This is a genomic window from Caulobacter sp. GW821-FHT10C03 (assembly GCF_059415485.1).
In genome coordinates, this window is the sequence record NZ_JBWKNI010000010.1 from 94,841 (window position 1) to 120,638 (window position 25,798).

22 protein-coding genes are annotated in these 25,798 nt (G+C 70.0%); 7 read left to right on the forward strand and 15 right to left on the reverse strand.

Annotated features, from left to right (window positions below; all coding sequences use genetic code 11):
- The first annotated feature begins 92 nt into the window (after positions 1–92).
- Positions 93–1,880: an ATP-binding protein gene (locus AC07NG_RS14700; RefSeq protein ID WP_494594791.1), complete on the forward strand. Its 1,788-nt coding sequence runs from the start codon at positions 93–95 to the stop codon at positions 1,878–1,880.
- Between the two features lie 237 nt (positions 1,881–2,117).
- Here the strand turns inward: AC07NG_RS14700 and AC07NG_RS14705 are convergent, their stop codons facing one another.
- The 9 genes from AC07NG_RS14705 to greA form a co-directional block, all read right to left on the reverse strand.
- Positions 2,118–2,810, reverse strand: a complete 693-nt coding sequence (locus tag AC07NG_RS14705; RefSeq protein ID WP_487288613.1) for a response regulator — start codon at positions 2,808–2,810, stop codon at positions 2,118–2,120.
- Positions 2,811–2,817: 7 nt separating this feature from the next.
- Positions 2,818–5,430 (reverse strand): DUF4118 domain-containing protein, encoded by a 2,613-nt coding sequence (locus tag AC07NG_RS14710; RefSeq protein WP_494594910.1) that lies wholly within the window; start codon positions 5,428–5,430, stop codon positions 2,818–2,820.
- A 111-nt stretch (positions 5,431–5,541) separates the two neighbouring features.
- Complete coding sequence (gene kdpC, locus AC07NG_RS14715) at positions 5,542–6,120, reverse strand: potassium-transporting ATPase subunit KdpC (protein WP_494594793.1); 579 nt, start codon at positions 6,118–6,120, stop codon at positions 5,542–5,544.
- An 11-nt stretch (positions 6,121–6,131) separates the two neighbouring features.
- The gene (locus tag AC07NG_RS14720) at positions 6,132–6,815 is read right to left on the reverse strand and encodes a TorF family putative porin (protein WP_494594795.1); all 684 of its coding nucleotides are present in this window, start codon (positions 6,813–6,815) and stop codon (positions 6,132–6,134) included.
- Positions 6,816–6,924: 109 nt separating this feature from the next.
- Positions 6,925–8,997 (reverse strand): potassium-transporting ATPase subunit KdpB, encoded by a 2,073-nt coding sequence (gene kdpB / locus AC07NG_RS14725; protein WP_492853498.1) that lies wholly within the window; start codon positions 8,995–8,997, stop codon positions 6,925–6,927.
- 30 nt (positions 8,998–9,027) lie between these two features.
- Complete coding sequence (gene kdpA, locus AC07NG_RS14730; RefSeq protein WP_492853499.1) at positions 9,028–10,740, reverse strand: potassium-transporting ATPase subunit KdpA; 1,713 nt, start codon at positions 10,738–10,740, stop codon at positions 9,028–9,030.
- 1,661 nt (positions 10,741–12,401) lie between these two features.
- Positions 12,402–12,965: an HNH endonuclease gene (locus tag AC07NG_RS14735; RefSeq protein WP_487288647.1), complete on the reverse strand. Its 564-nt coding sequence runs from the start codon at positions 12,963–12,965 to the stop codon at positions 12,402–12,404.
- Positions 12,966–13,136: 171 nt separating this feature from the next.
- On the reverse strand, positions 13,137–13,823 hold the full coding sequence (locus AC07NG_RS14740) for a DNA-3-methyladenine glycosylase family protein (protein WP_492853500.1): 687 nt from the start codon (positions 13,821–13,823) through the stop codon (positions 13,137–13,139).
- A 27-nt stretch (positions 13,824–13,850) separates the two neighbouring features.
- Positions 13,851–14,330: a transcription elongation factor GreA gene (gene greA, locus AC07NG_RS14745; protein ID WP_492853501.1), complete on the reverse strand. Its 480-nt coding sequence runs from the start codon at positions 14,328–14,330 to the stop codon at positions 13,851–13,853.
- A gap of 477 nt (positions 14,331–14,807) precedes the next feature.
- Between greA and AC07NG_RS14750 the strand changes: the two genes are divergently transcribed.
- Both AC07NG_RS14750 and gluQRS read left to right on the forward strand, forming a co-directional pair.
- Positions 14,808–15,431 carry a TetR/AcrR family transcriptional regulator gene (locus AC07NG_RS14750; RefSeq protein WP_110117906.1) on the forward strand — a complete coding sequence of 208 codons (624 nt, stop codon included), beginning with the start codon at positions 14,808–14,810 and terminating at the stop codon, positions 15,429–15,431.
- 34 nt (positions 15,432–15,465) lie between these two features.
- Positions 15,466–16,305 carry a tRNA glutamyl-Q(34) synthetase GluQRS gene (gluQRS, locus tag AC07NG_RS14755; RefSeq protein WP_494594798.1) on the forward strand — a complete coding sequence of 280 codons (840 nt, stop codon included), beginning with the start codon at positions 15,466–15,468 and terminating at the stop codon, positions 16,303–16,305.
- On the opposite strand, the gene AC07NG_RS14760 is transcribed toward gluQRS, so the two are convergent.
- The 6 genes from AC07NG_RS14760 to AC07NG_RS14785 all read right to left on the reverse strand — a co-directional run bounded on the left by AC07NG_RS14760 (position 16,302) and on the right by AC07NG_RS14785 (position 20,597).
- The gene (locus AC07NG_RS14760; RefSeq protein ID WP_494594800.1) at positions 16,302–16,613 is read right to left on the reverse strand and encodes a winged helix-turn-helix domain-containing protein; all 312 of its coding nucleotides are present in this window, start codon (positions 16,611–16,613) and stop codon (positions 16,302–16,304) included. The genes gluQRS and AC07NG_RS14760 overlap by 4 nt on opposite strands.
- A gap of 7 nt (positions 16,614–16,620) precedes the next feature.
- On the reverse strand, positions 16,621–17,253 hold the full coding sequence (locus AC07NG_RS14765) for a hypothetical protein (protein ID WP_487288604.1): 633 nt from the start codon (positions 17,251–17,253) through the stop codon (positions 16,621–16,623).
- 32 nt (positions 17,254–17,285) lie between these two features.
- Positions 17,286–18,497: an acyltransferase family protein gene (locus AC07NG_RS14770; protein ID WP_494594801.1), complete on the reverse strand. Its 1,212-nt coding sequence runs from the start codon at positions 18,495–18,497 to the stop codon at positions 17,286–17,288.
- A 124-nt stretch (positions 18,498–18,621) separates the two neighbouring features.
- Entirely contained in the window at positions 18,622–19,155 is a 534-nt protein-coding gene (locus AC07NG_RS14775) for a CcdC protein domain-containing protein (protein WP_492853506.1), read from the reverse strand.
- Between the two features lie 75 nt (positions 19,156–19,230).
- Complete coding sequence (locus tag AC07NG_RS14780) at positions 19,231–19,971, reverse strand: GNAT family N-acetyltransferase (protein ID WP_494594802.1); 741 nt, start codon at positions 19,969–19,971, stop codon at positions 19,231–19,233.
- Positions 19,968–20,597 (reverse strand): TlpA family protein disulfide reductase, encoded by a 630-nt coding sequence (locus tag AC07NG_RS14785; protein WP_492853508.1) that lies wholly within the window; start codon positions 20,595–20,597, stop codon positions 19,968–19,970. The genes AC07NG_RS14780 and AC07NG_RS14785 overlap by 4 nt, the downstream gene beginning before the upstream one ends.
- Between AC07NG_RS14785 and argH the strand changes: the two genes are divergently transcribed.
- From argH to aroC, 4 genes are all read left to right on the forward strand, one after another.
- Complete coding sequence (gene argH, locus AC07NG_RS14790) at positions 20,598–22,016, forward strand: argininosuccinate lyase (RefSeq protein ID WP_492853509.1); 1,419 nt, start codon at positions 20,598–20,600, stop codon at positions 22,014–22,016.
- A complete protein-coding gene (locus AC07NG_RS14795) occupies positions 22,013–22,327 on the forward strand; it encodes a hypothetical protein (protein ID WP_199228294.1) in 315 nt (104 codons plus the stop codon). Before argH ends, AC07NG_RS14795 begins: the two co-directional genes overlap by 4 nt.
- A 19-nt stretch (positions 22,328–22,346) precedes the next feature.
- The gene (gene lysA / locus AC07NG_RS14800) at positions 22,347–23,627 is read left to right on the forward strand and encodes a diaminopimelate decarboxylase (RefSeq protein ID WP_494594804.1); all 1,281 of its coding nucleotides are present in this window, start codon (positions 22,347–22,349) and stop codon (positions 23,625–23,627) included.
- A 99-nt stretch (positions 23,628–23,726) separates the two neighbouring features.
- Positions 23,727–24,854, forward strand: coding sequence for a chorismate synthase (gene aroC / locus AC07NG_RS14805; protein ID WP_494594806.1), 1,128 nt, complete (start codon positions 23,727–23,729; stop codon positions 24,852–24,854).
- The last annotated feature ends 944 nt before the right edge of the window (positions 24,855–25,798 follow it).

Sequence of the window (25,798 nt, forward strand, 5' to 3'; positions counted from 1 at the left end):
CACCATCAGGCGAAGCCGCGGCGGCTCAGCCGGAGGGTGCTTGTGCGGGAACAGCGCTGGTTCCAGTCTCAAGGCGAAGCTGGATGCCCGCGATGCGTCATCTGTCGACGTCGCTCCCCGCTATCCCCGGCGCCGCCCGTCTCGAAATCCTCAACCGGCGGATGGAGGGCCTGCGCGCCCTGGCCGAGATCCAGTCGCTGCTGGCCAGCAGCGACGTCGGCGTCGATGACTTCATGCAGATCGTGGTCGACAGCGTGCACCGCCTGATGGCCGGGCGCGGGGCCGTGGTCGAGCTCGTCGACGGCGACCAGATGGTCTACCGCGCGGTCAGCGAAGGCTATGCCGAGCACCTGGGCCTGCGCCTGCCGCGCGCCGGCAGCCTGTCGGGCCTGTGCGTCGAACAGGCCGCCATCCTGGTGTGCGAGGACAGCGAGACCGATCCCCGCGTCGACCGCGACGCCTGCCGCCGGGTGGGCCTGCGCTCGATGGTCTGCGCGCCCCTGTTCGACGGCGAGCAGGCGGTGGGCGTGCTGAAGGCCATGGCCGGCGGGGCCGCCGCCTTCAATGTCGAGGAGATCGAACTGCTGCGCCACATGAGCCAGACGCTCGGCGCGGCCATCGCCACGCGGGCCGGGGTCAGCGACCTGCGCCGGCTGTTGCAGGAGCGGACGGCGGCGCTGGAGCGGGTGGAGCGGCGCAACCAGCGGCTGGCCCAGCTGACCCTCGATCTGGCCGACGCCAAGCACGAGGCCGAGGCGGCCAACCGCGCCAAGTCGGAGTTCCTGGCGGCGATGAGCCACGAGCTGCGCACGCCCCTGAACGGGCTGGTCGGGTTTTCGGAGCTGCTGGCCCGTGACGCGCTGTCCGGCGACGAGCGTGGGCGCTATCGCGGCTTCGTGCGCGACGCCGCCCGGGCCCTGCTGGCCATCGTCGACGACATTCTGGACCTCTCCCGCGTCGAGGCCGGCAAGCTGATGCTGGAAGACGGCGTCGTGGCTCCCGCGCGGCTGGTCGACAGCTGCGCGGCCATGGCCCGTCCCGACGCCGAGGCCAAGGGGCTGGCGCTGAGCCTTCAGATCGCGCCGGGGACGCCGGAGGCGATCGCCGGCGACCCGACCCGCCTGCGTCAGGTGCTGCTGAACCTGGTGACCAACGCCGTGAAGTTCACCGCCGGGGGAAGCGTGATCCTGTCGGTCGCGCCCGCCGGAGACGACCGCCTGCGCTTCACGGTCGCCGACACCGGCCCGGGCATCGCCCCCGAGGCGCGGGAGCGCCTGTTCCAGCCGTTCGGCCAGGTCGATTCCACCATCCATCGCCGCTATGGCGGCACGGGCCTGGGCCTGGCGATCTGCAAGCGGCTGGTCGAGCTGATGGGCGGAACGATCGACGTCGACAGCGAGGTCGGCAAGGGCTCGATCTTCTGGTTCGAGATCCCCGCCCGGCCCGCCGACCGCCCGGCCGAAGACGATCCCCCCGCCATGGCCGCCAAGGACGAGGCCCTGCGCATCCTGGTCGTCGACGACGCCGAGATGAACCGCGCCCTGGCCGAGGCGGTGCTGCGTTCGGCCGATCATGCGGTGGACTGCGCCGACGGCGGGGCGGCGGGCGTCGAGGCCGTGCGCGCGCGGGCCTACGACGTGGTGCTGATGGACGTGCGGATGCCGGGCATGGACGGTCTGGCGGCGACGCGGGCGATCCGCGCCCTGCCCTTCCCGGCCAGCGCCACGCCGATCCTGGCCCTGACGGCCAATGCGGTGAAGGCCGAGATCGACGCCTGCCTGGCCGCCGGCATGGACGGCCACGTGGCCAAGCCGATCGACATCGCCACTCTGCTGACCCGGGTGCGCGACGCGGCTCGGCTCAGCCGGCCGCGGCGCTAGATTGAAGGCTTGTCATCCCGGCCGGAGGAACGCGTCAGCGGTCCGTAGAGCCGGGACCTCCCACGTCGGCAGGTTCGGCAGCGGTGGGAGGTCCCGGCGCTCCGCTTCGCTACGGCCGGGATGACAACGTAGTTGACGGCCATTGAAGGACGAGAACCACGCGCCGCCCCAAATCCGTCTCTCCCCGCGAAGGCGGGGATGCTCGGTGACAAGAGAGACGAGGAGCCTGCCGCCCCCTCAATCCCCGATGAACCGATACCCCACGCCCGGCTCGGTCAGCAGGATCTTCGGGTGGGCCGGGTCGGCCTCCAGCTTCTGGCGCAGCTGGCCGACGAAGACGCGCAGGTACTGGGTGTCGTGCATGTGGGCCGGGCCCCAGACCGAGGTCAGCAGTTCCTTGTGGGTCAGCACCTTGCCGCGCCCCAGGGCCAGGCGGGCCAGGACTTCGTATTCGCGCGGCGAGACCTTCACCACCGCCCCGTCGCGGGTGACCAGGCGCTTTTCGAGATCGAGCTCGACGGCCCCGGCGCGGATCGGGCCAGCAGGCGCCTGGGTCGCCGCCCGCTGGCGCAGGGCCACGCGCAGCCGAGCCAGCAGCTCTCCGACCCCGAACGGCTTTTCGACATAGTCGTTGGCGCCCTTGTCGAGGGCGTCGATCTTCTCGATCTCGCGGTCGCGGGCCGACAGGATCAGGATCGGCCCGTCATAGAAGGCGCGGGCCTTTTCCAGCACCTCCTTGCCGTCCATGTCGGGCAGGCCGAGGTCCAGCACGACGGCGTCGGGCGACCACAGGGCGATGCCGCGCAGGCCCTCCTGGCCGCCGTCGGCGCGCAGCGGGTCGTAGCCGGCCGCGTCGAGCGCCGGTGCGAGGAACCGGTGGATCTGCGGCTCGTCGTCGATGACCAGGATGCGGGGGCGAAGCGCGCTCATGACCTGCTCATAGCAGATGGTGGGGCGTGGCGACGCCCTTGGGCAGGCTGATCAGCATCCGCGTGCCCTTGCCGTCGTGGATCGGGCTGGCGGCGGCGATGCGCCCGCCCATGGCCTCGACGAAACCTTTCGCGATCGCAAGGCCCAGCCCCACGCCCTGGCTGGCGCCCGGCGAGCGGTCGCTGGGATCCTGCAGGCGGCGGAACTTCTCGAACACCCGCTCCAGGTCGGCCGGCGGAATGCCCCGCCCCTCGTCCTCGATGCTGATGACCACGTGGGCGCGGTCCTCGTAGGCAGCGACCTCGATCCTGGCTCCGGCCGGGCTATAGGCGATGGCGTTCTCCAGGATGTTGACCGCCACCTGCTCCAGCAGGTTCGGGTCGGCCTGGACCAGGCTCAGCGTCTCGGGGAAGTCCCGCACCAGCACCCGGCCGTCGAGGCGGCGAGCCACGCGGTCGGCGGCGGCCGCCAGCACGTCGCGGACGTCGATCCAGTCGGTGCGCAGCTTCAGCCCGCCGCCCTCGATGCGGGTCATGTCCAGCAGGTTGGCGACGTAGCCGTTGAGGCGCTCGGCCTCTTCCTTGATGCCCAGCGCCAGGTCGGCGCGCGCCGGCGGGGCCAGCTTGTCGCCGTAGTCAATCAGGGTGGTGGCCGCCCCCAGCACCGTGGTCAGCGGCGTGCGCAGGTCGTGGCTGATGGAATTGAGCAGGGCGTTGCGGAAGCGGTCGGAGCGGCGCAGGGCCTCGGCCTCGACCGCTCCGGCGGCCAGCTCGGCGCGCTGCAAGGCCACCGCGCCCTGGTCGAGCAGGGCCAGCAGCAGGCGCTCCTCGTCGGAGCCGGAGACCACGGTCCCGGCCTCGATCCCCGCCACGCCGGCGCGGGCGCCCAGGCCCTCCAGCGGCCAGAAGGTCCAGGCGGCCTGCGGCAGGGTGCCGGTGCCGGCGCCGGCCGGTTCGCCCTTCTCCCAGGCCCAGCGGGCGGCGGCCATGGGGGCGGTTCCCAGATCCGTAAGGTCGGGCGCGCCTGCGGCGGGGGCCAGTTCGTCGCCCTCCGGCAGGAAGACCACGGCCCGCGCGCCCGAGGCGGCGGCGGCCTGTTCGGCCAGGGCCTTGGCGACGGCGGCCTTGCCCGAGGCGGCGGAAAGCGTGCGGCTGGCCGCCAGCAGGCTGGTCACCCCCGCCGCCCGCTTCTGCGAGCCGATGGCCTGGTCGCGCACGCGCCCTGCCAGCCCGCCAGTGGCCAGAGCCACGGCCCAGAACACGATCAGGGTCAGCACGTCGGTCGGCGAGCCGATGGCCAAGCTGTAGCGCGGGGCCAGGAAGAAGTAGTTGTAGACGAGGAAGGCCGCCGTCGCCGCCGCCAGGGCCGGGCGCAGGCCGTGCATCACCCCGGCCGCCAGCACGGCGGCCAGGTAGATCATCCCCAGTTCCACCCGGTCGAAGGCCGTATCGAGCGCCCAGGCGACCAGGCTGGCGGCGACCACGAAGCCGCCGCCGGTCAGGTAGGCCGGCCAGTCGAAGCGGCGCGGTCTGGGAACCGGCGGCTCGGCGCTCCCCTCCCCGCCCGCGCCGGTGACCACGTGGATCGCCTCGCCCCGCGCCTCGCGCAGCAGGGCGGCGGCCAGGGAGCGGCCGGTCAGTTCCTTCCAGCGCGAGTCCCTGGATTTGCCCCCACTTCGGCCGATCACGATCTGGGTGACGTTGTTGCGCCGCGCCCAGGCCATGACCGTGGCGACGACGTCGGTCCCGGTCAGCACGACGGTCGAGCCGCCCAGCTGCTCGGCCAGCTTCAGGGCCTCGCGGGTGCGGGCGGCGGCGGTCTCGGGCGGCGGCGGACGGTCGGGACGCTCGACATGGGCCAGGGTCCACGGCGCGTCCATCATCATGTCCGACAGCCGCCGGCCGGCCCGGACCAGCATGGAGGCCATGGCGTCGCCGCCGGCCAGGACGAGGATCCGCTCGCCCGCCGCCCACGGCCCCTCGACGCCCTTCTCGCGCATGGCCGCGACCAGCTGGTCGTCGACCGTCTGGGCCGCGCGGCGCAGGGCGAGTTCCCGCAGGGCGGTGAGGTTCTCGACCTTGAAGAAATTCTCCGACGCCAGTCGCGCGGTCTCGGGCACATAGACCTTGCCCGCCGCCATCCGCTCGCGCAGCTCGTCGGGGGTGATGTCGATCAGCTCGATGTCGTCGGCGCGGGCGAGCGCGCTGTCGGGCACCGTCTCGCGCTGGCGGGCGCCAGTGATGCGCAGCACGACGTCGACCAGGCTTTCCAGGTGCTGGACGTTCAGCGTGGTCCAGACGTCGATGCCCGCCGCCAGGATCTCCTCGACGTCCTGCCAGCGCTTGGGATGGCGCGAGCCGGGCGCGTTGGAGTGGGCGTATTCGTCGACCAGCAGGAGCTTGGGCCGCCGCTCCAGGGCCGCGTCGAGGTCGAACTCCAGATAGCTGCGGCCCCGGTTCTCGACCGGACGGCGGGGCAGAACGTCGAGCCCGCGCAGCAGGCTCTCGGTCTCGCGGCGACCGTGGGTCTCGACCACGCCGACCAGCACGTCCTGGCCCTCGGCCTTGCGGCGGCGGGCGGCGCGCAGCATCTCGTAGGTCTTGCCCACGCCCGGCGCCATGCCCAGGAACACCTTGAGGCGCCCCCGACGGGCCTTGTTGGCGGCCGCCAGAAGCGCCTCGGGGTCGGGGCGGCCCCTTTCGGGGTATGAAGAGGGGTCGCCCGCCAAGGCCTAGCCGACCATCGGGAAGCGCTCGTCCAGGGCGCGGTTGACGTCCAGCACATTGACGCGCGGCTGGCCGATGAAGCCCAGCAGCGGCGGCTTCACGGCCGCCTCGATCATCCCCAGCACCTCGCCGCGCGGGGCGTTGCGGGCGGCGGCGATGCGCGGGGCCTGCAGGCGGGCATAGGCCGGCGAGACGTCCGGATCCAGGCCCGAGCCCGAGGTCGTGACCGCGTCGGCCGGAATGACCGCGCCGTGAAACTCGGCCCGCAGGGCGGCCGCGTCGGTCTTCTCGCGCTCGATCAGCTTGTCGTTCAGCGGGCCCATGTTGGAGCCGCTGGACGCCGAGGCGTCGTAGCCGTTCCCGGCGGCCGAGGGGCGGCCGTGCAGGTACTCGGCCTTGGCGAAGGCCTGGCCGATCAGCGCGGAGCCGACCACCTGGCCATGGCGATCATGAACCAGCGAGCCGTTGGCCTGGGCCGGGAACGCGGCCTGGGCCACGCCGGTGATCGCCAGCGGATAGGCCAGGCCCAGAAGGACGGTGAACAGGCCCATCGAGACGAGGGCCGGACGAAGATGCTTCAGCATGTGGGCCTCCTCTAGAACACGGCCTTGAGCGTGGCGACGGCGCGGCTGTCGTACAGCTTGCCGAAGTCATGCTCGGACGTGTCGTGATAGCGCAAGTCGAGCGCCAGCTTGTTGGTGAAATTCCAGGTCCCGCCCAGATTCCAGGTCGTGTAGTCGCCGGGGCCGGCATAGGTCTGGCGGCCCAGGGCGGCCGAGACGCTGATGGCCTTGGCCAGCGGATAGCCGCCATTGACCTCGTAATAGGTCGCCTCTTTCGCCGTGCCGAAACCGTCGGGGCTGTAGAACACCGCGGCGCCCACCCCGCCCTTGCCGGCCGGCACGCTGGCGGCGACCTTCAGCTCGGCGTTGCCGTAGTCGGCCCCGCCCGGCGCGCCGACATAGCCGTAGTAGATGACGCCCAGATCCAGGGTCGCGGGACCCAGGGTCGGCTTGTAGCCCGCATAGAGGTCCACCTCGGCGTCGGTCTTGTCGCCGAAATCGACGTTCGAGGCCCAGGCGCCGGCGTAGAACCTGCCGGCCGAGAGGTCGGCGCCGCCGAAGACCTGCGGGTCTTCATCGGTCTGGCTGACGCCCCGGAACACGTAGTCGGAGGCCGCGCCGAGGTTGAAGGTCACGCTGGGGGCCTCGGCGCGGGCGGCGCCGGCCAGGGCGAAGACGAGGCCCGAGGCCATCAGCAGCGAAGAGAACTTGGACATTGAAAGAGCGCCTTTCACGACGCGAGGAGTTCGGCGGCCTTGGCCGCCAGGAAGACGAGCCCGATCGCCCCGAGGCCGAAAACCAGGTCCGGAACGATCGGGCGGTTCATCAGGCCAGACCCAGGGTCGAGACGATCATGTCGATCAGCTTGATGCCGACGAACGGGGCGACCAGGCCGCCCAGGCCGTAGATCAAGAGGTTGCGCGACAGCAGCTTGCCGGCGCCGATGGCGCGGTACTTCACGCCCTTCAGGGCCAGCGGGATCAGGGCCACGATCACCAGGGCGTTGAAGATCACCGCCGACAGGATGGCGCTCTGCGGGCTGTGCAGCTTCATGATGTTCAGCCCGCCCAGGGCCGGCAGGGCGACCACGAACATCGCCGGGATGATGGCGAAGTACTTGGCCACGTCGTTGGCGATCGAGAAGGTCGTCAGCGCGCCGCGGGTGATCAGCATCTGCTTTCCGACCTCGACGATCTCGATGACTTTCGTGGGGTCGCTGTCGAGATCGACCATGTTGCCGGCCTCGCGGGCCGCCTGGGCGCCGGTCTGCATGGCCACCCCGACGTCGGCCTGGGCAAGGGCGGGGGCGTCGTTGGCGCCGTCGCCGCACATGGCCACCAGCCGGCCCTTGGCCTGCTCGGCCCGGATCAGCCGCAGCTTGTCCTCGGGGGTGGCCTCGGCGAGGAAGTCGTCGACGCCGGCCTCCGAAGCGATGGCGGCGGCGGTCACCGGGTTGTCGCCGGTGATCATCACCGTGCGCAGGCCCATGCGGCGCAGGTCCGCGAACCTGGCCTTCACGCCGGGCTTCACCACGTCCTTCAGGTGGATGACGCCGACCAGGGCGCCGTCCTCGCTGACCGCCAGCGGCGTGCCGCCCGAGCGGGCGATGCGGTCGACGGCGGCGGCGACTTCGGCCGGGATGCGCTTGGGATCGATGGCCAGGCTGCGATAGACCGCGTCGACCGCGCCCTTGCGCCAGGACTGGCCGGCGAAGTCGAGGCCCGACTGGCGGGTCGCGGCGCTGAAGGCGATCGAGGTCGCGCCGGCCGGAGCCTCCAGGGCCAGGCCCTGCTGGCGGCCCAGCTCGACGATCGAGCGGCCTTCCGGCGTCTCGTCGGCCAGCGAGGCCATGACGGCGGCGCGCAGGGCCGCGTCGGGACGCACGCCGGGGGCGGCGATCACTTCGGTGGCCATGCGGTTGCCGAAGGTGATGGTGCCGGTCTTGTCGAGCAGCAGGGTGTCGACGTCGCCGGCCGCTTCGACGGCGCGGCCCGAGGTGGCCAGGACGTTGACCTTCAGCAGGCGGTCCATGCCGGCGATGCCGACGGCCGAGAGAAGCCCGCCGATCGTCGTCGGAATGAGCGTGATGAACAGCGCGCCCAGCACCAGCGGGTCCAGCGCCACGCCCGAGAACTTGCCCAGGCCCAGCAGGGTGACCACCGCGATCAGGAAGATCAGGGTCAGGCCGGCCAGCAGCACGGCCAGGGCGATCTCGTTGGGCGTCTTGCGGCGGTCGGCGCCTTCGACCATGGCGATCATGCGGTCGAGGAAGGTCGAGCCCGGCGCGGCGGTGACCCGCACCTTGATCCAGTCGGAGACGACCGTGGTGCCGCCGGTGACGGCCGAGCGGTCGCCGCCGCTTTCGCGGATCACCGGCGCGCTCTCGCCGGTGATGGCGGCCTCGTTGACGCTGGCCATGCCCTCGACGATCTCGCCGTCGGTGGGGACCACGTCGCCGGCCTCGACCAGGACGAGCTCGCCCGGGACCAGCTTGTGGGCGGGCGTCGGGATCACCGTGCCGGCCTGGTCGTCGATGATCAGCTTGGCCTTGGTGGTGACGCGGGCGGCCCGCAGGCTGTCGGCGGCGGCCTTGCCCCGGCCCTCGGCCACGCTCTCGGCAAGGTTGGCGAAGAGCACGGTGGCCCAGAGCCACAGCGAGACCTGCACGGCGAAGCCGGCCGACTGCTGGGCGACGATGGCCGCCACGGCCGAGACGCTCGACAGCAGGGCCACGATCCAGGTCGCGAAGATCACCGGATTGCCGGTCAGCTTGCGCGGGTCGAGCTTGAGGAAGGCGTCCTTGGCCGCGCGGGCCAGGATCGGAGCGGAGAGGCCGCCGGCCAGGCTGGCCGGCTTGCGCCGGCCGCCCTCGACGGCTCCATTTTCGTAGGTTGTCATGGAAGTGCGCTTTCGATCAGCGGTAAGCGATCAGTGGCTCGAGGCGACGAAGGCGAGCGCCTGGAAGTGCTCGACGATCGGCCCCAGCGCCAGAGCGGGGAAGAACTGCAGGCCACCGAGGATCAGGATCACCCCGATCAGCAGGCCGACGAAGAGACCGCCGTCGGTCGGCATGGCGCCGGCCGTGGGGGCGAGCTTGGGCTTGGCCGCCAAGGCGCCGGCGATGGCCAGCACCGCCACGATGGGAGCAAAGCGCCCGAACATCATCGCCAGGCCCAGGGTGACGTTCCACCAGGGGGCGTTGGCGGTGAGGCCGGCGAAGGCCGAACCGTTGTTGGCCGTGCCGGAGACGTAGGCGTAGAGGATCTCCGACAGGCCGTGCGGTCCGGCGTGCATCAGGCCCTTCAAGGCTTCAGGCAGGATCGCGGCGAAGGCGGCGAAGCCCAGCATGAACAGCGGAATCACCAGCACCGCCAGCATCGAGAACTGGATCTCGCGGGCCTCGATCTTCTTGCCGAGATATTCCGGCGTGCGGCCCACCATCAGCCCGGCGACGAACACCGCCAGCAGGGCCATGACGACCATGATCGCCACGCCCGAGCCGATGCCGCCGGGCAGGATCTCGCCCAGCTGCATCAGGAACATGGCTGCCCCGCCGCCCAGGGGCATCAGGCTGGAGTGCATGCCGTTGACCGAGCCGTTGGAGGCCCCGGTGGTCATGGCGGCCCAGACGGCGGTCGAGGGCGCGCCGAAGCGGACCTCCTTGCCTTCCATGTTCACCGACGTGTCGACATGCGCCGCGACCTGGGCCGGCGGGGCCTGGGTCTCGGTCACGTAGATGGCGGCCGCGCCGGCGCTGAGCAGCACCATGGCCGCCACGACCAGGGCGCGGACGTCCTTCTTGGCCAAGACGCTGCGGCCGAAGGCGAAGAAGGCGGCCCAGCCCAGCACGTTGATCGACACCGCCGTGATCAGGTTGGTCAGCGGGGTCGGGTTCTCGAACGGATGGGCGGAGTTGGCGTTGAAGACGCCGCCGCCATTGATGCCCAGCTGCTTGACGGCCAGTTGGCTGGCGGTGGCGAAGAGGGAGATCTTCTGCTCGCCGCCTTCGAGGGTGTGGGCGGTGACGCCGGCGGCCAGGGTCTGGGGCACGCCCAGGGCCACGAGCACCAGGGCGACCACCACGCACAGCGGCAGCAGCACCCACAGCGTCGTGCGGATCACGTCGCTCCAGAAGTTGCCGACGTCCTCGCCCTTGCTGGCCAGGAAGCCGCGCGCCAGGGCCGCCGCGATCGCCGCGCCGGTGGCGGCCGAGACGAAGTTCTGCACCGTCAGCACCAGCATCTGGCTCAGCGTCGACATGGTGGTCTCGCCGCCATAGCTCTGCCAGTTGGTGTTGGTCACGAAGCTGACGGCGGTGTTGAAGGCCAGGTGCGGCGAGAGGCCCGCGAAGCCCTGCGGGTTCAGCGGCAGCACGCCCTGCAGGCGCAGCACGCCATAGACGAGGAAGAAGCCGACGGCGTTGAAGGCCAGCAGGGCGCCGGCATAGCCGATCCAGGTCTGGCCCTTGCGCGGATCGACCCCGCAGGCGGCGTAGAAGAGGCGCTCGACCGGGCCGAGCACGGGGTCGAGCCAGGTGCGCTCGCCGTTCCAGACGCGCGACATGTAGACGCCCAGCGGCCAGCCGATGCCGACCGCCAGGCCAAGCGTCAGGGCGATTTCCGCCCAGCCTTGCCAGTTCATGTGAGTTTATCCGAAGAGCGTCAGAAGCGGTCCGGCCGCATCAGCGCCGTGACCATGTAGGCCGCGACGACGATCGCCCCGGCTCCCCAAAGCGCGTTCACGAACAAGGTCATGCGCGCCTCAATGCGATGGCGAACAGGCCGAAGGCCGCAAACAGCCCTCCGCCCAGCGCCAGGAAAATGATGTCAGCCACGTTCGGCCTCCTTCCAGTTGGCGCGGAAGGGACCACGGAGCCGCGTAAGGGCTCCATTCGGGAGATGTGAGCCGCGCATAAGCGCCGCATAAAGACCGGCCGCCGCGGCAAGCCATGCTGCAACGCAGCGCGTTCAAGGGTCCAGCTTGGCGAGATCAAGGTTTTCGGCAAACTTTGCCGGCAGCCTTAGAAACAAGGCGTTATCGTGACAAGCGCCCGGTTTCCGAACAACTTGGCGCCGCGCGGAAATTTACTCTTGTTTGCATCGCAAAATCGCGAAACGGTGGCAGCCGATCCAAGTCACGCGCGTTCTGGGCTCATGTCACCGCTGTTTCCAACCTTGGTCATCGTGGCCCTGCTGGCTCTGCTCATCTGGCCCAGCATCGAGCCCCGCCTGCGCCGCCGCGGACGCGGCCGCAGCCGTCGTCGCAGCTATTTCCGGGATTAAGTTCCGGGATTAGGGAGGCGATGCTCCCCTCTCCGTAAAATCCCCGCGAAAGCGGAACAACTGATCCCTCTCCCCTTGCGGAGAGGGTGGCCCCGCGGAGCGGGGTCGGGTGAGGGGTCTCTCAGAAATCAAAGCTGCGTGCGGCGGTCAGGCCGGGTGATGCGTCTCAAGTTTGAGAGACCCCTCATCCGTCGGCCTTCGGCCGCCACCTTCTCCCGCAAGGGGAGAAGGAACGCGGACGGGGATAGACGAAGCTGGATCCCCGTCGATCTCGGATCAAACCCCAACCAATCCAACCCCTTACAACTTTCTCACCGCCCTCGATCAGACGCGCTCAAACCAGCCGCATAATCACTGGGTCTCGCCGCACCGAAGGGGCGCAAGGCCAGCGACCATGCGGCGGCGGGATGCGATCGAGCGGGACTGGGGCGGATTGGGAAGATCCGTCGCGTCCGGAGACCTGGCGCTGGCCAGGCCCGCCCGCCGTCGGCTTGGGCGAGGATTACAGAGCACCCCTCTCCTCGTCGCCGCTTGAAAGGGAAACCTCGAAGGCGGTCCTGGTAAGGCGTTAAGAGCGCCGCCGCCCGGGAAGCCGGCAGCCAAACGACCGCGCGGAGCGCCTAGGCTTCGTCGAAACGGTACACACAACAACACCTCCGGGCGTCGCCCGGGCGCTCCGTTCTCCTTTATCAACTCGCAGCGAAAGCGCGAGAACGAAGCGCCGTGCTCACCCCCTCCGGCCCTTCGGGCCACCTCCTCCAGAGGGGGAGGATCCTTGCGCTCCAGATGCTCCCCCTCTGGGGGAGCTGTCGCGGAGCGACTGAGGGGGTCCGCCGCAGGCGGAACCTCCCCCTATGGGGGAGGCGGCCAAAGGCCGGTGGGGGGCCGTTTTCAGCTTTCGAGGCGTCGGATATCTCGCACCACCTCCCCCCTCCGATCGCTGCGCGATCGCCTCCCCCACAGGGGGAGGTTCCTCGCGAGCGGCCGCCACCTTCTCCCGCAAGGGGAGAAGGGCCCCACCTACGACTCCAGCTCGATGTCCCAGTAGAGGTAGTCGAGCCAGCTGGCGTGAAGGTGGCCGGGCGGGAACTTGCGGCCGCGGTCCTGGAGTTCGTGCATCGAGGGCCGGCGCGCCGTGTGGAACGGGTGCATGCCCGCCTCGCGCGGGGTGCGGCCGCCCTTGGCCAGGTTGCAGGGCGCGCAGGCGGTGACGATGTTCTCCCAGGTGGTGCGGCCGCCGCGCGAGCGGGGGATCACGTGGTCGAAGGTCAGGTCCTCGGGCGAGGCGCAGTACTGGCAGCTGAAGCTGTCGCGCAGGAACAGGTTGAAGCGGGTGAAGGCCGGCGGCCGCTCCTGCGGCACGTACTGCTTCAGCGACACCACGCTGGGCAGCTTCATCTCGAAGGACGGCGAATGGACCACGTGGTCGTAGGTCGAGACGACGTCGACGCGGTCGAGGAACACCGCCTTGATCACCTCCTGCCATGGCCAGAGGGACAGCGGATAATAGCTCAGCGGCCGATAGTCGGCGTTGAGCACGAGCGCCGGCATGCCGGACGGGGGGCGGGTCAGCACCTGCATCAGGGCCTCCCGCTCATGGAACCGACGAGGTCCCTATGGGGCTGGTACGCGGTCGGACTGAAGACGGGCCTCCTTCCTACGCAAATCAGGGAATCGCCATTCACTCCCGGACGCACAGAAAGGATGATCCCAATCGGCGACAGAACCAAGACGAAGCTTGCGAAAGTTCGCCCCCTACGCCGTCAGCGTGATCTCGCCGCGCCGAACGCCGCCATAGCAGGCCCAAAGAAGATGCGCCGCCACCCCGCGATAAGGTTTCCAGGCCTCCGCCCGGACATAGGCCGCCTTCTCGTTGGGCCTGACCTCCAGCCCGTCGGCCCAGCGCATGGCTTCCTGCAGGGCGACGTCGCCGCCGGGGAAGACGTCGATGCGGCCCTCGCAGAACATCAGGAAGGTCTCGGCCGTCCAGCGGCCCACGCCCTTGATGGCGACCAGGGCCGCCACGGCCTCGGCGTCGGGCAGGGCCTTGAGGGCGTCGAAGTCGCAGGCGCCCGTCAGGTGCGCGTCGGCGATCTCGCGCAGATAGCGCACCTTGGGCCGCGACAGGCCAAAGCCCTGGAGCGCGGGATCGTCCAGGGCCATCAGGGCGTGCGGCGTCATGTCGGGCAGGCCCGCCTGCACCCGCGCCCAGATCGAGGCGGCGGCGGCCACCGAGATCTGCTGCTCGACGATCATGCGAGCCAGACCGGCGAAGCCGCCGGGTCTAAGACGCCATTCGAAGACGGGGGTCACCGCCTCCAGGCGGCCGAACAGCGGGTCGGCCTGCGCCAGGTGGGCGCGGGCGGCGGCGATCAGGTCGGGGGTGGGAGCAGAAGCGGAGATCACGCCGGCGAGGAAGCCCTCGCCGGGGATCGCTGGCAATCCGAAACTTGCGGCGGGCTCACGACCTCAGCCGATGGCGACGATCTCGACCTCGCCGCCGGCGACCATGGCGGTGTCGCCGACGCTCTTGCCCATCAGGGCGCGGGCCAGGGGCGAGACGTAGGAGACCGAGCCCTTGGCCGGGTCGGCCTCGTCCTCGCCGACGATGCGGAAGGTCTGGGTGCGGCCGTCCTCGCGGTCGAAGGTCACCGTGTCGCCGAACTGCACGCTGGTGCGGCTCTCGTCGCGCTCGACCGGCTGGGCGGTGCCACGGCGGGCCGACCAGTAGCGCAGGTCGCGGGTGGCGCGGGCCATGGCGGTGCGATCCTCCGCGACGCCGCCGGCGGCCTGGGCCGCGGCATAGGCGGCGCGGGCGGCGGCGAACTCGGCCTCGATCATCGCCAGGCCTTCGGCCGTGACGAGATTGGGCTGGGTCGAGATCGGACGGTCGGGAAGGTCGGCGGCGAAGGCCTCGGCGTCGCCTTCCTTGGTGAAGGCCACGCTCATCGGGCGTCTCGCGGGAAATGGGGAAAGACAGTCATCAGACGGAAACCCGAGGTGTCGCGGGTCGTTCCGCCGGCTCGGCTATGGCCGAGCAGAGCGCTCCGATCAAGATGGGGATCAAGTCGAGCGGCGCACCCCGGCGGCCGTCCCCGGACAGGCCGGGACGGCCGCGACGGACATTTCGTCCTTACAGCGCGATCGCGAGCACGGCGCCGGCGACGGCGAGAGCAGCCACCAGGAAATAACCGATGGCGACGCGGTCGAAGATGCCTTCGAAGGCTTCAAAGCTACGGTTGGTCATCACACACATCCTTGAAAGTTGTTTCGCGCCGACCCCCTCGGCCAGCGTGGTCCAGCGGCGGTCTCTTGATCGGCCGATCCATCTGAACGATGATTAGATAACACGGATCTGAGCGGCGTCAAGATATCTTGACAATGTTTGGATGAATTTTCGCTACGTAAGGGATAGAGTGCCGCCCGATGACTCTCGCCTCGCCCGAAGCCGCCCGTCCCTATCACCACGGCGATCTCAGCCGCGCCCTCGTCGAGGCCGCCCGACGGATCCTCGAGACCGACGGCCCGGCGGCCCTGTCGCTGCGCGCGGTGGCTCGCGAGGCCGGGGTCAGCCCCGCCGCGCCCTACCACCACTTCAAGGACAAGGGCCAACTGCTCGACGCCGTGGCCCACGAAGGCTGGGTGGCGCTGGACGAGGCGCTGATGAAGGCCCGCCACGACAGCGAAAGCGACCGCCAGCGGATGACCAATCTGGGCGTGGCCTATGTCACCTTCGCCCGCGACAACCCGGCGCTCTATCGGGTGATGTACGACTGCTCGCGCGACAAGGACGCCCTGCCCGACCAGATGAAGGAGGAAGGGGCCTACTGCCAGGTGCGCAACACCATCGCCCACCAGGCCGGTCCCGGCGTCTCCGAGATCGACCTGGAGCTGGCGACCATCGCCGCCTGGTGCGCTGGCCATGGCCTCGCCGAAATGAGCGGCTTCAAGCAGTTCGCCGGCCTGAAGGCCATGTTGGGCGGCGAGGAAGCCTTCCTGAAGGCGGTGTTCGACCACCTGGGCATGTTCGCCAAGTTCGATCGCGGATGATCTCCTCCCCCGTGAAACGGGGGACTTGGCGCGGATGAGTTTCGCCACCCGCTTCGCCCCCTCCCCCACCGGCCATCTGCATCGCGGCCACGCCTTCTCGGCCCTGACGGCCTTCGAGGCCGCGCGCGAGGCCGGCGGCCGCTTCGTGCTGCGCATCGAGGACATCGACGCCACCCGCAGCCGGCCGGACTACGAGGCGGCGATCCTGGAGGACCTGGCCTGGCTGGGCCTTGCCTGGGAGCAGCCCGTCCGCCGCCAGTCCGAGCACCTGGCCGACTATCACGCCGCTATCGACGTCCTGCGCGCGCGGGGCCTCGTCTACCGCTGCTTCAAGACCCGCAAGGAGCTCGACATCGGCCGCGCGCCGCACGAGCCGGCGCTCGCCTATCGCGGCGCGCCCCTGCCCGCAGCCGAAGAGGCCGAGCGCCTGGCGCGCGGCGAGGCCTTCGCCTGGCGGCTGTCGCTGGACGCGGCGCAAGCGACGCTGGGCGGCTTCGAGGACCTGAGCTTCGTCGAGGAAGGCGCCGGTCCCGACGGCGAGACCGGCCTGATCAAGGCGCGTCCCGAAACCGCCGGCGACATCGTGCTGGCCCGCAAGGACGTCGGCGTCGCCTATCACCTGGCCGTGGTGCTGGACGACGCCTTGCAGGGGATCACCCACGTCATCCGCGGCCACGACCTGTTCGAGGCCGCCCACATCCAGCGTCTCTTGCAGGCGCTGCTGGACCTGCCCGTCCCGACCTACCGCCACCACGGCCTGCTGGTCGGCCCGGACGGCAAGCGCTACGCCAAGCGCGACAAGGCCCAGACCCTGCGCGAGCTGCGCGCGGCCGGGATGACGCCACGGGCGTTGCGCGCGGAGATGGGCGTCTAGCCGCCGCCCGCCTGCTCCACCAGCTGGCCCATGGCCTTCAGATAGCGGGCGAAGGCCGCCCGGCCGGTGTCGGTCAGGCGCACGCGGGTCAGGGGCTTGCGGCCGACGAAGCTCTTGTCGATCGAGACGTAATCGGCCTCCTCCAGCTTGCGCAGGTGGATGGAGAGGTTGCCCTGGGTGACCTCCAGCAGGTTTTTCAGCTCGGTGAAGTCGGCGACCTCCGCGCTGGCCAGGTAGGCGACGATGCCCAGCCGCACCCGGCCATGGATGACGTCGTCGAGCCCGCTGATGTCGAACCGTTCCGCCACGCCCGCCTCAGGCCGCCGCGCGCTGGGCTTGGCGCATCAGGAAGAAGCCGGGGACCATCATGAAGCCGAACAGGCCGATGCTGGCGATCAGCAGGTAGAGGTCCGCCCGGTCGACCAGCAGGCCCAGGGCGACGCCCGAAGCCAGCCAGCCCAGCGAGACCACCAGCATCCAGGCCCGCTTGCGCAGGGCGAAGACGGCGTACCAGACCGCGCCCTGCATCACGAACACCACCGCCGGATGGAACAGCCAGTAGCGGAAGTCGTGATTGCGGGCGGCGGCCACGGCGAAGACGATGATCAGCGCCAGATTGGCCAGGCCCGCCCCGGCGAAGGCGGCGTTGATGGCCCGGTGGGCGACCCCGCCCTTGGGCTTGCGGCGCTCGACCACGATCACGATCGTCATCAGCACCAGGAAGATCAGCGTCGGCAGCCAGGCCAGGATCAGGTTGCCCAGCCCTCCCAGCGACAGGACGCCCTTCTCCTGGGCGAAATAGACCAGGGTCTGGATCCCGTAGAGCAGGCCGGCCGATCCATAGAGGGCCCCGCCAGCGACGCCGAACCCGCCCCGCTCGGCGCCGCCCTCGGCGATGCCGCGCAGGAAGGCCAGGTCGTCCTGCACCGTCTTCAGCTTGTCGTTCATGGGCGCGGCTCCGTCACGAACATCATGCAGGGTCAAAGGATTCGTCCCAACAGCGGCATGCGGCGCAGGGCCATGGTCAGGAGCCAGCTCAGCGCCATGGCTCCGACGAACACCGCCGCGCCCTTGGCCAGGCCGCCCCAGGCTTGCGGCAGCAGCATCCAGGCCAGCCAGGAGGTGAAGACGTAGTGCAGCAGGTACATGCCGTAGGCGTTGGCCTGCAGGCTGGCGCCGATCGGACCGGTCTTGCGGGCGAAGCGCAGGAAGGTCGCCAGGGCGGCGAACGACAGGGCCGCGCAGCCCAGCGCGAACATCATGCCGCCGAGCACGTCCAGCACCGGCCGGGGCGGCGGATTGGGCGAAAAGGCGACGATCAGCACGGCCACGCCGCCGACGACCGGGACGATCGGCGCCAGTTGCCAGACCCACCAGCGCTTGGCCAGCTTGCCATCAGGATCGGTCAGGCCTTGGCCGACGCCGGCCGCGCCGACGGCGGCGCCCGCCAGGAAGTAGACGAGGTAGTGGCCGATGCGGGCGGTCTGCACCGAGAACGGCCCGACCATCGTCCAGTGGCCGAACGGCGTGGTCATCGACAGCGGCAGATAGGCCGCGAGGCTTATGGCGACGAGACCCAGGAAGAACCGGCCGGGCTTGGCCTCCGCGCCCTTGGCCAGACTCCCGAGGGCGTCGATCGCGCCAGGAGCCAGGGCGTGCAGCCCCGCGATGATCGCAGCGAAGGCCAGCAGCACCCACAGGAACCAGGCCGGGCCATCGGGCCAGAACGGCAGATGGGTCCAGGCCCGCGCGAAGGCGCCCAGCGACGGCGCGCCGCCCGACTGCAGCCAGGCGGGATAGTAGGCCAGCGGGGCCAGCAGGCCGGCGCCGATCACGAACGGAACGCCCAGGCGCAGCGCCCGCCCCTTCAGGAAACCGCCCGCGCCCTTGGCCCGCAGGCCCTGGGCTACGAACAGGCCGGAGATGAAGAACATCAGCGACATGAAGAACATGTCGTTGACCAGGGTCAGGATCCCGAACGCCCCGACCTTCTGCGGATCGACGACCGGGAAGGCCGTCCACAGGATCGGCGGGGCGTCGAACGCCTTCGGGGCCGGCGCGTAGGGGTGATAGGTCATCGCCGTGTGGTGGGCGATCACCAGCAGGGTGACGAAGGCGCGCAAGGCGCCGATCGGGGCGTTGCGACCGTCAGTGACGGTCGACCTTTCCAGGGTCTTGAGCGGCGCGTGCATGGCTTCCTCCCCCACCCGTCTCGGTGGCGAGCCGCACACTGTATCAACTAGTTTGTTTTGTAAACTAGTTAGAAAACGGCGTTCAAAGTCGCACATGTCGCTGATCGAGTTCGACGAGGCGTATCTAGGCCGCCGCCTGCGCCGCCTTGGTCGCGCGGGCTTCGCGCAGCAGGCCGATGGCCCGCAGCGCCATCTCCAGGCGCGAAACGGCGAACAGGCCCACGCCCAGCACCACGAAGCCGTCGGTCAGCAGCACGGCGTTGATGTGCCAGGCCTGGGCTTCGGATTCGAGGAAGGCCTTCAGGGCGAAGCGCACGACGAACAGGCCCAGCAGGAACAGGATCGCCGCCGGCGAGGGCTTGGTGTTGAGCTCGTGGGTGTCGGGATCGATGGCGATCGGAATCAGGCGGCCGCGCCACCAGCCGATCGTCGCGCCCACGGCGAAGATCAGGCCCAGCCACAGCCAGTCGGTCCCATGCGGCGTGAACTGCACGAACAGGAAGATCGTGGCGGCGACCATGATCGCCGGCAGGATCCACATGAACTCCAGCTTCAGCCGCCGCTCCTTGTTCATGGCGCGGAAGCGCAGGGCGAAGACGATGGCCACGACCGCCGCCGTGATCCCGTAGCTGATCAGTTTCTGGTTTCCGTGATCCACGACTGTTCCCCCAACACACACGCGGCCACGCGCCGCTTCCCCGGAGCGGATGAGCACCTCAAACCGGCGCTCTCGTCAATCGCGAGCGGGCCTGCTCCAGTAGCGATAACGATAGGCCGTCGAAAAACCGCGCGCCGCGTAGAGGGCGATGGCCGGGGCGTTGGCGGCCTCGACCTGCAGATAGGCCGTGCGCGCGCCCAGCCCCTCGGCCTCGACCAGCAGGGCGTCGAGCACCCGGCGGGCCAGACCACGGCGGCGGAAGTCCGGATCGGTGCGCATGCCGAAGATCCCCACCGCCTCGCCATCGACCGCGCAGGCGCCCAGGGCGGCGGCGCGCCCTTCGACGGCCAGACGGGCGAACCGGGCGGGGGCCGGGATGCGGGCCAGGGCCTCCAGCCGCTCGCGGGCGTCGGCCAGGTCGCCCTTGGCCGAGGCGACCAGCACCGCCTCGAAGGCCGGGTCGGGCGCGGTCGACAGGGTCACGTCCGGATCGGCGAGGCCGGCGACGGCGCCGGTCATCACCAGGGTTTCGCCGTGAGTCGCATAGCCCCGGTGGGCCAGGCGCTCGGCCAGATCGGCGGGCGCCGTCACGCCCTCGGTCAGCTTGAACCGCACCGGCAGACCGCGCGCTGCGTAGAAGGCCTCGACCGCGTCGATGGCGGCCTCGGGATCACGGTCCGGCTCGCCCAGCGGCCAGCAGGCGTTGATGCGCAACGAGAAGCCGTCGGCAGCGTTCAGCCGCCAGCCGCCCAGCCGCTCCCGCTCGCGGGCCGGCCAGGCGCCGTCGGCGATCGGTTCGAGAACGTCGGGGCTCATTTCTCTTTCAACAGGGCTTCGACCAGGCCGCGGGCCTCGGGGCTGGACCAGTCGGCCTCGCCGGCGATGCGGGCCCGCTCGCGGCCCTGCTTGTCGTAGATCACCGTGGTCGGATAGCCGATCGCGCGCGGCTGAAGGTCGAACGACAGCTTGTAGGACTTGTCGCGGAACGAGACGAGCGGCGGGTTCTTGGCCATCTCGGCCTTGATCAGGTTGACGTCGTCGTCGCGGTCCATGCTGACCGGCAACACCTTCAACGGCTGGGTGGGATAGGCGCCCGCCAGCTTGGCCAGGGTGGGCATCTCCTTCTTGCAGGGCGCGCACCAGGTGGCCCAGAGATTCATCACCACGACCTGGCCCTTGAAGTCGGCCAGGGTGTGCGGTTTTCCGGCCATGTCGGTGAAGACGGTGGCCGGCGCGCCGCGCGGCGACTTGGGCACATCCAGCTTTGCTAGGGACGCCTTCTTGAATTCCGTGAGGTCGGCGGCTTCTGCGGGTTTGAACGAAGCCTGGGCGATGACGTATAGGACGCCGACGACGCCGACGAGCATGACGGCGCCGATGGCCCATTTCAGGGGGCCGGGCTTCGGCTTGGTCACCGCACCGTTCGACTGGACTTCGCTCATATGACCGACACCGCCTCCAAAACGCCCGCCGCGAACGGCCAGGGCCAAGCCATGTGGGGCGGACGGTTCTCGGCCAAGCCGGCGGAACTGATGCAGGCGATCAACGTCTCCATCGGCTTCGACAAGCGCCTCTGGGCGCAGGACCTGGCGGGCAGCCGCGCCCACGCGCGGATGTTGATCACCCAAGGCGTCATTGCAAGCAGCGACGGCGAGGAAATCCTCGAGGGCCTGGCCAAGATCGAGGACGAACTGGCCACCGGGACCTTCCCGTTCCGCGACGAGTACGAAGACATCCACATGAACATCGAGGCGCGGCTGCGCGAGCTGATCGGCCCGACGGCCGGCCGGCTGCACACCGCCCGCTCGCGCAACGACCAGGTGGCCGTCGACTTCCGCCTGTGGGTGCGCGACGCCGCCGACCGCTCGGCCGGCCAACTGGTCGCCCTCCAGAAGGCGCTGCTGGCTCAGGCCGAGACCTATGCCGACGCCCTGATGCCGGGCTTCACCCATCTGCAACCGGCCCAGCCGGTGACCTTCGGCCACCACCTGATGGCCTATGTCGAGATGTTCGGCCGCGACGCCAGCCGCTTCCGCGACGCCCGCGCCCGGATGAACGAGTGCCCGCTGGGCGCCGCGGCCCTGGCCGGCTCGCCCTTCCCGATCGACCGCCACCAGACGGCCGCGACCCTGGGCTTCGACCGTCCGACCGCCAACTCGCTGGACAGCGTCTCCTCGCGCGACTTCGCGCTGGAAGCCCTGTCGGCCGCCTCGATCACCGCCACGCACCTGTCGCGCCTGGCCGAGGAGATCGTGCTGTGGACGACGCCGATGTTCGGCTTCATCAAGCTGACCGACGCCTTCACGACCGGCAGCTCGATCATGCCGCAGAAGAAGAACCCCGACGCCGCCGAGCTCATCCGCGCCAAGGTCGGCCGGATCCTGGGCAGCCTGACCACCCTGACCGTGGTCATGAAGGGTCTGCCGCTGGCCTATTCGAAGGACATGCAGGAAGACAAGGTCCCGACCTTCGAGGCCTTCGACGCCCTGGAACTGAGCTTGCTGGCCATGGCCGGCATGATCGCCGACCTGACGCCGAACACCGAAAAGATGGCCGCCGCAGCCGGCGCCGGTTTCTCGACCGCCACCGATCTGGCCGACTGGCTGGTGCGCGAACTGAACATGCCTTTCCGTGACGCCCACCACGTGACAGGCTCGGCCGTGAAAGCCGCCGAGACCAAGGGCGTCGATCTGTCGGACCTGTCGCTGGCCGAATTCCAGGCCATCGAACCGCGGATCACCGACGGGGTCTACGCCGTCCTCACCCCGGCCGCCTCGGCGGCCAGCCGCATGAGCTATGGCGGGACCGCCCCCGCCCAGGTCCGCGCCCAGATCGCGCGTTGGAAGGAAACCCTGGCATGATCCGTCCCGCCACGCTGCTCGCCATCGCCGCCCTGGGCCTGACCGGCGCCGCCCTCTCCGCCTGCGGCAAGCAGGCCGAGCTGGAGCGTCCCGCGCCGCTGTGGGGTCCGGAGAAGAAGGCCGCCGAAGCCTCCAAGCGCCGCGAAGCCTCGGCCCAGGCCAACCAGCCGGCCCGCCCGAACGGCACCCAGGAGAACATCGACCCGGCGTCGAGCAACCGCACGACCCGCGCCGCCCCGCTGCGCGGCGCGCCGTCCGACCCGTTCGGCGGCCCGTCCGCCGCCGGCTTCCCGTCCTCGACGCCGAACTGATCTCCCCGAAAGCATTTCTGTGAACCACTTCGAATACGGCCCCGAGGGCCTGGCCTGCGAAGGCGTCCCCCTGGCCAGGATCGCGGCCGAGGTCGGCACGCCCGTCTACGTCTATTCCCGCGCCACCCTGGAGCGGCACTTCACCGTGTTCCGCGACGCCCTCGTGCAGGCCGGCGTCGTCGATCCGCTGGTGGCCTATGCGGTGAAGGCCAATTCGAACGTGGCCGTGCTGAAGGTGCTGGGCGACCTGGGCGCCGGCGCCGACACGGTTTCGGAAGGCGAGGTCCGCCGCGCCCTGGCCGCCGGCATTCCAGGCGAGCGCATCGTGTTCTCGGGCGTGGGCAAGAAGCGCGAGGAGATCGCCTTCGCCCTCAAGGCCGGCGTCGCCGAGATCAACGTCGAGTCCGAGCCGGAGATGGAGCTGATCGCCAGCGTCGCCGCCGAGCTGGGCGTGCGGGCCAAGATCGCCTTCCGGGTCAACCCGGATGTCGCGGCCGGCGGCCACGCCAAGATCGCCACCGGCAAGTCGGAGAACAAGTTCGGCGTCTCGTTCGCCGAGGCCGCCCGCCTCTACGCCAACGCCAGCAACAACGCCGCGCTGGAGCCGATCGGGGTGGCCTGCCACATCGGCAGCCAGATCACCGACCTGGAGCCCATGCGCGCCGCGTTCACGAAGATGCGGGGCCTGGTCGAGCAACTGCTGGGCGAAGGCCTGTCGGTCGAGCGCCTGGACCTGGGCGGCGGCCTGGGCGTGCCCTATTTCAACCACCCCGAGCCCCCGCCCCCGGCCGCCTTCGCGGCCATGGTCGCCGAGGTGACCAAGGGCCTGCCGGTGAGGCTGGCCTTCGAGCCGGGCCGGGTCATCGCCGCCAACGCGGGCGTGATGGTGTCGGAAGTCATCCACGTCCACGAACGTCCGGAAGGCCGGAAGTTCCTGGTCATCGACGCGGCCATGAACGACCTGGTGCGTCCGGCCATGTACGACGCCTTCCACGACATCCGGCCGGTGCTGCCGCCCAGCAAAGGCGAAAAGAGCGGCGAGACGGTCTACGACGTGGTCGGTCCGGTCTGCGAGACCGGCGACACCTTCACCCGCGACCGCGCCCTGCCGCCGTTCGGCCCGGGCGACCTGGTGGCCTTCATGTCGGCCGGGGCCTACGGCTCGGCCATGGCCAGCGAGTACAACACCCGTCCGCTGGTCCCCGAGGTGCTGGTCGATGGCGACCGCTACGCCGTGATCCGCAAGCGTCCGAGCTATGACGAAATGCTGGCCCGGGACCTGGTTCCGGACTGGGTGTAGGCCAAAGCGGCGGCGGCAAATTCTTGCGCGTCGCCGCCCTCCCCGCTCTCCGCCCGCAAAGTCTCGCCCCCAAACGCCCTTTGGGCTAGAAGCCTCGCCATGTCGCACAACACCTTCGGTCACCTGTTCCGCGTCACCACCTGGGGCGAGAGCCACGGGCCCGCCCTCGGCTGCGTCGTCGACGGCGTGCCGCCGGGCATCCTGCTGACGGCGGAAATGATCCAGGGCTTCCTCGACAAGCGCCGGCCGGGCAACGGCAAGTTCGTCACCCAGCGCCAGGAGCCGGACGCGGTGAAGATCCTGTCGGGCGTGTTCGAGGACGAGCGCACCGGCGGCCAGCGCACGACGGGCACGCCGATCAGCCTGATGATCGAGAACACCGACCAGCGCTCCAAGGACTATGGCGAGATCGCCCAGGCCTTCCGCCCCGGTCACGCCGACTACCCCTATTTCGCCAAGTACGGCGTGCGCGACTATCGCGGCGGCGGGCGCAGCTCGGCGCGCGAGACCGCCGCGCGGGTCGCGGCCGGCGCGGTGGCGCGACTGGTGATCCCGGGCGTCACGGTGCGCGCGGCCCTCGTGCAGATCGGCCCGTACAAGATCGACCGGGCCAACTGGGACTGGGCGCAGACCGAAGAAAACCCCTACTGGTCGCCGGACGCCGCGATCATTCCGGTGTGGGAAGAGCATCTGGAGAAGATCCGCAAGGCCGGCTCCTCGACCGGCGCCGTGGTGGAAGTCGAAGCCGTCGGCGTGCCGGCCGGCTGGGGCGCGCCGCTGTACGGCAAGCTCGACGCCGAACTGGCCGCGGCCCTGATGTCGATCAACGCCGCCAAGGGCGTCGAGATCGGCGAAGGCTTCGACAGCGCCGCCCTGACCGGCGAGGACAACGCCGACATGATGCGCCTTGGCCCCAACGGCCAGCCGGAGTTCCTGTCCAACCACGCCGGCGGCGTGCTGGGCGGACTCTCCACCGGCCAGCCGGTCACGGCCCGCGTGGCCTTCAAGCCGACCTCCTCGATCCTGATCCCTCGCCAGACCCTCAACGAGGCCGGCGAGGAGATCGACCTGCGCACCAAGGGCCGCCACGATCCGTGCGTGGGCATCCGCGGCGTGCCGGTGGTGGAAGCCATGACCGCCTGCGTGCTTGCCGACGCCTTCCTGCGGCATCGCGGCCAGACCGGCGGCGGCGCGTTCCTGCCGGGCGGCGGCGGCGAGCGGGTCTAGGATCCTTCGGCGCTCCCAAGGAACCTCCCCCTGTGGGGGAGGCGATCGCGCAGCGATCGGTGGGGGGAGTTGGTGCGAGAATGGCCGGCGCCTCGAAAGCTGAGAACGTCCCCCCACCGGCCTTCGGCCGCCTCCCCCACAGGGGGAGGTTCCTGGGCGTGCGGCTTCGCTCTCACGCGGTGAACCGCTGAGTTGATGGAGAGGGCGCGGGGCGTCCGGGCCTCGCCCGGATGTGTGAGTTCTAAATACCGTTTCGACGAAGCTCTGACGCCCCGCGCGATCGTTCTATCCCTCAGGCCGGGGCGCGCGGGCCTTTTCCGCCCTTCACCCCCTTCGGCGTATGCCTTCCCCGGAACCGGGCTGTAAGCTTCGCTAGCCATCGCGTGCAGACAGAAGGCGCCGGAGCGAACCCTCGGACGGGCGGGAGCCGATACAGGCAAGCTCCCGATGGATGGATTTACGTCCCCCATCCTCATTTAAGCCGTTCGGCCCTGCTCACGCAGCTCCGGCGGCCCCGCTCGATCGCATCGCCGTCGCACGCTTCGGGCCGGATCCTTGCGCCCTCTCCCTGCGACGGGACAGCTCTGATTATGCAGCGGGTTTCAGCGCGTCTGATCCAGAGCGCTGAGAAAGTTGTAAGCGGCTGGATTGGTTGGGGTCTTTGGCGCGATCGTCGGGGATCGAGGTCGCTCTATCCCCATCCGCGATCCTTCTCCCCTTGCGGGAGAAGGTGGCGGCCGAAGGCCGACGGATGAGGGGTATCTCAGATGGGAGACGCCCCGCCCGGCCTAACCGCTGCACGCGACTTTGAGGTTTGAGAGACCCCTCACCCGACCTCCCTCCGGGAGGCCACCCTCTCCCGCAAGGGGAGAGGGACCAGGCGGCTGCGCTTTCGCGGGGATTTTACGGGAGAGGAGGCTGGCGGGAACTCTCTCACATCAGAA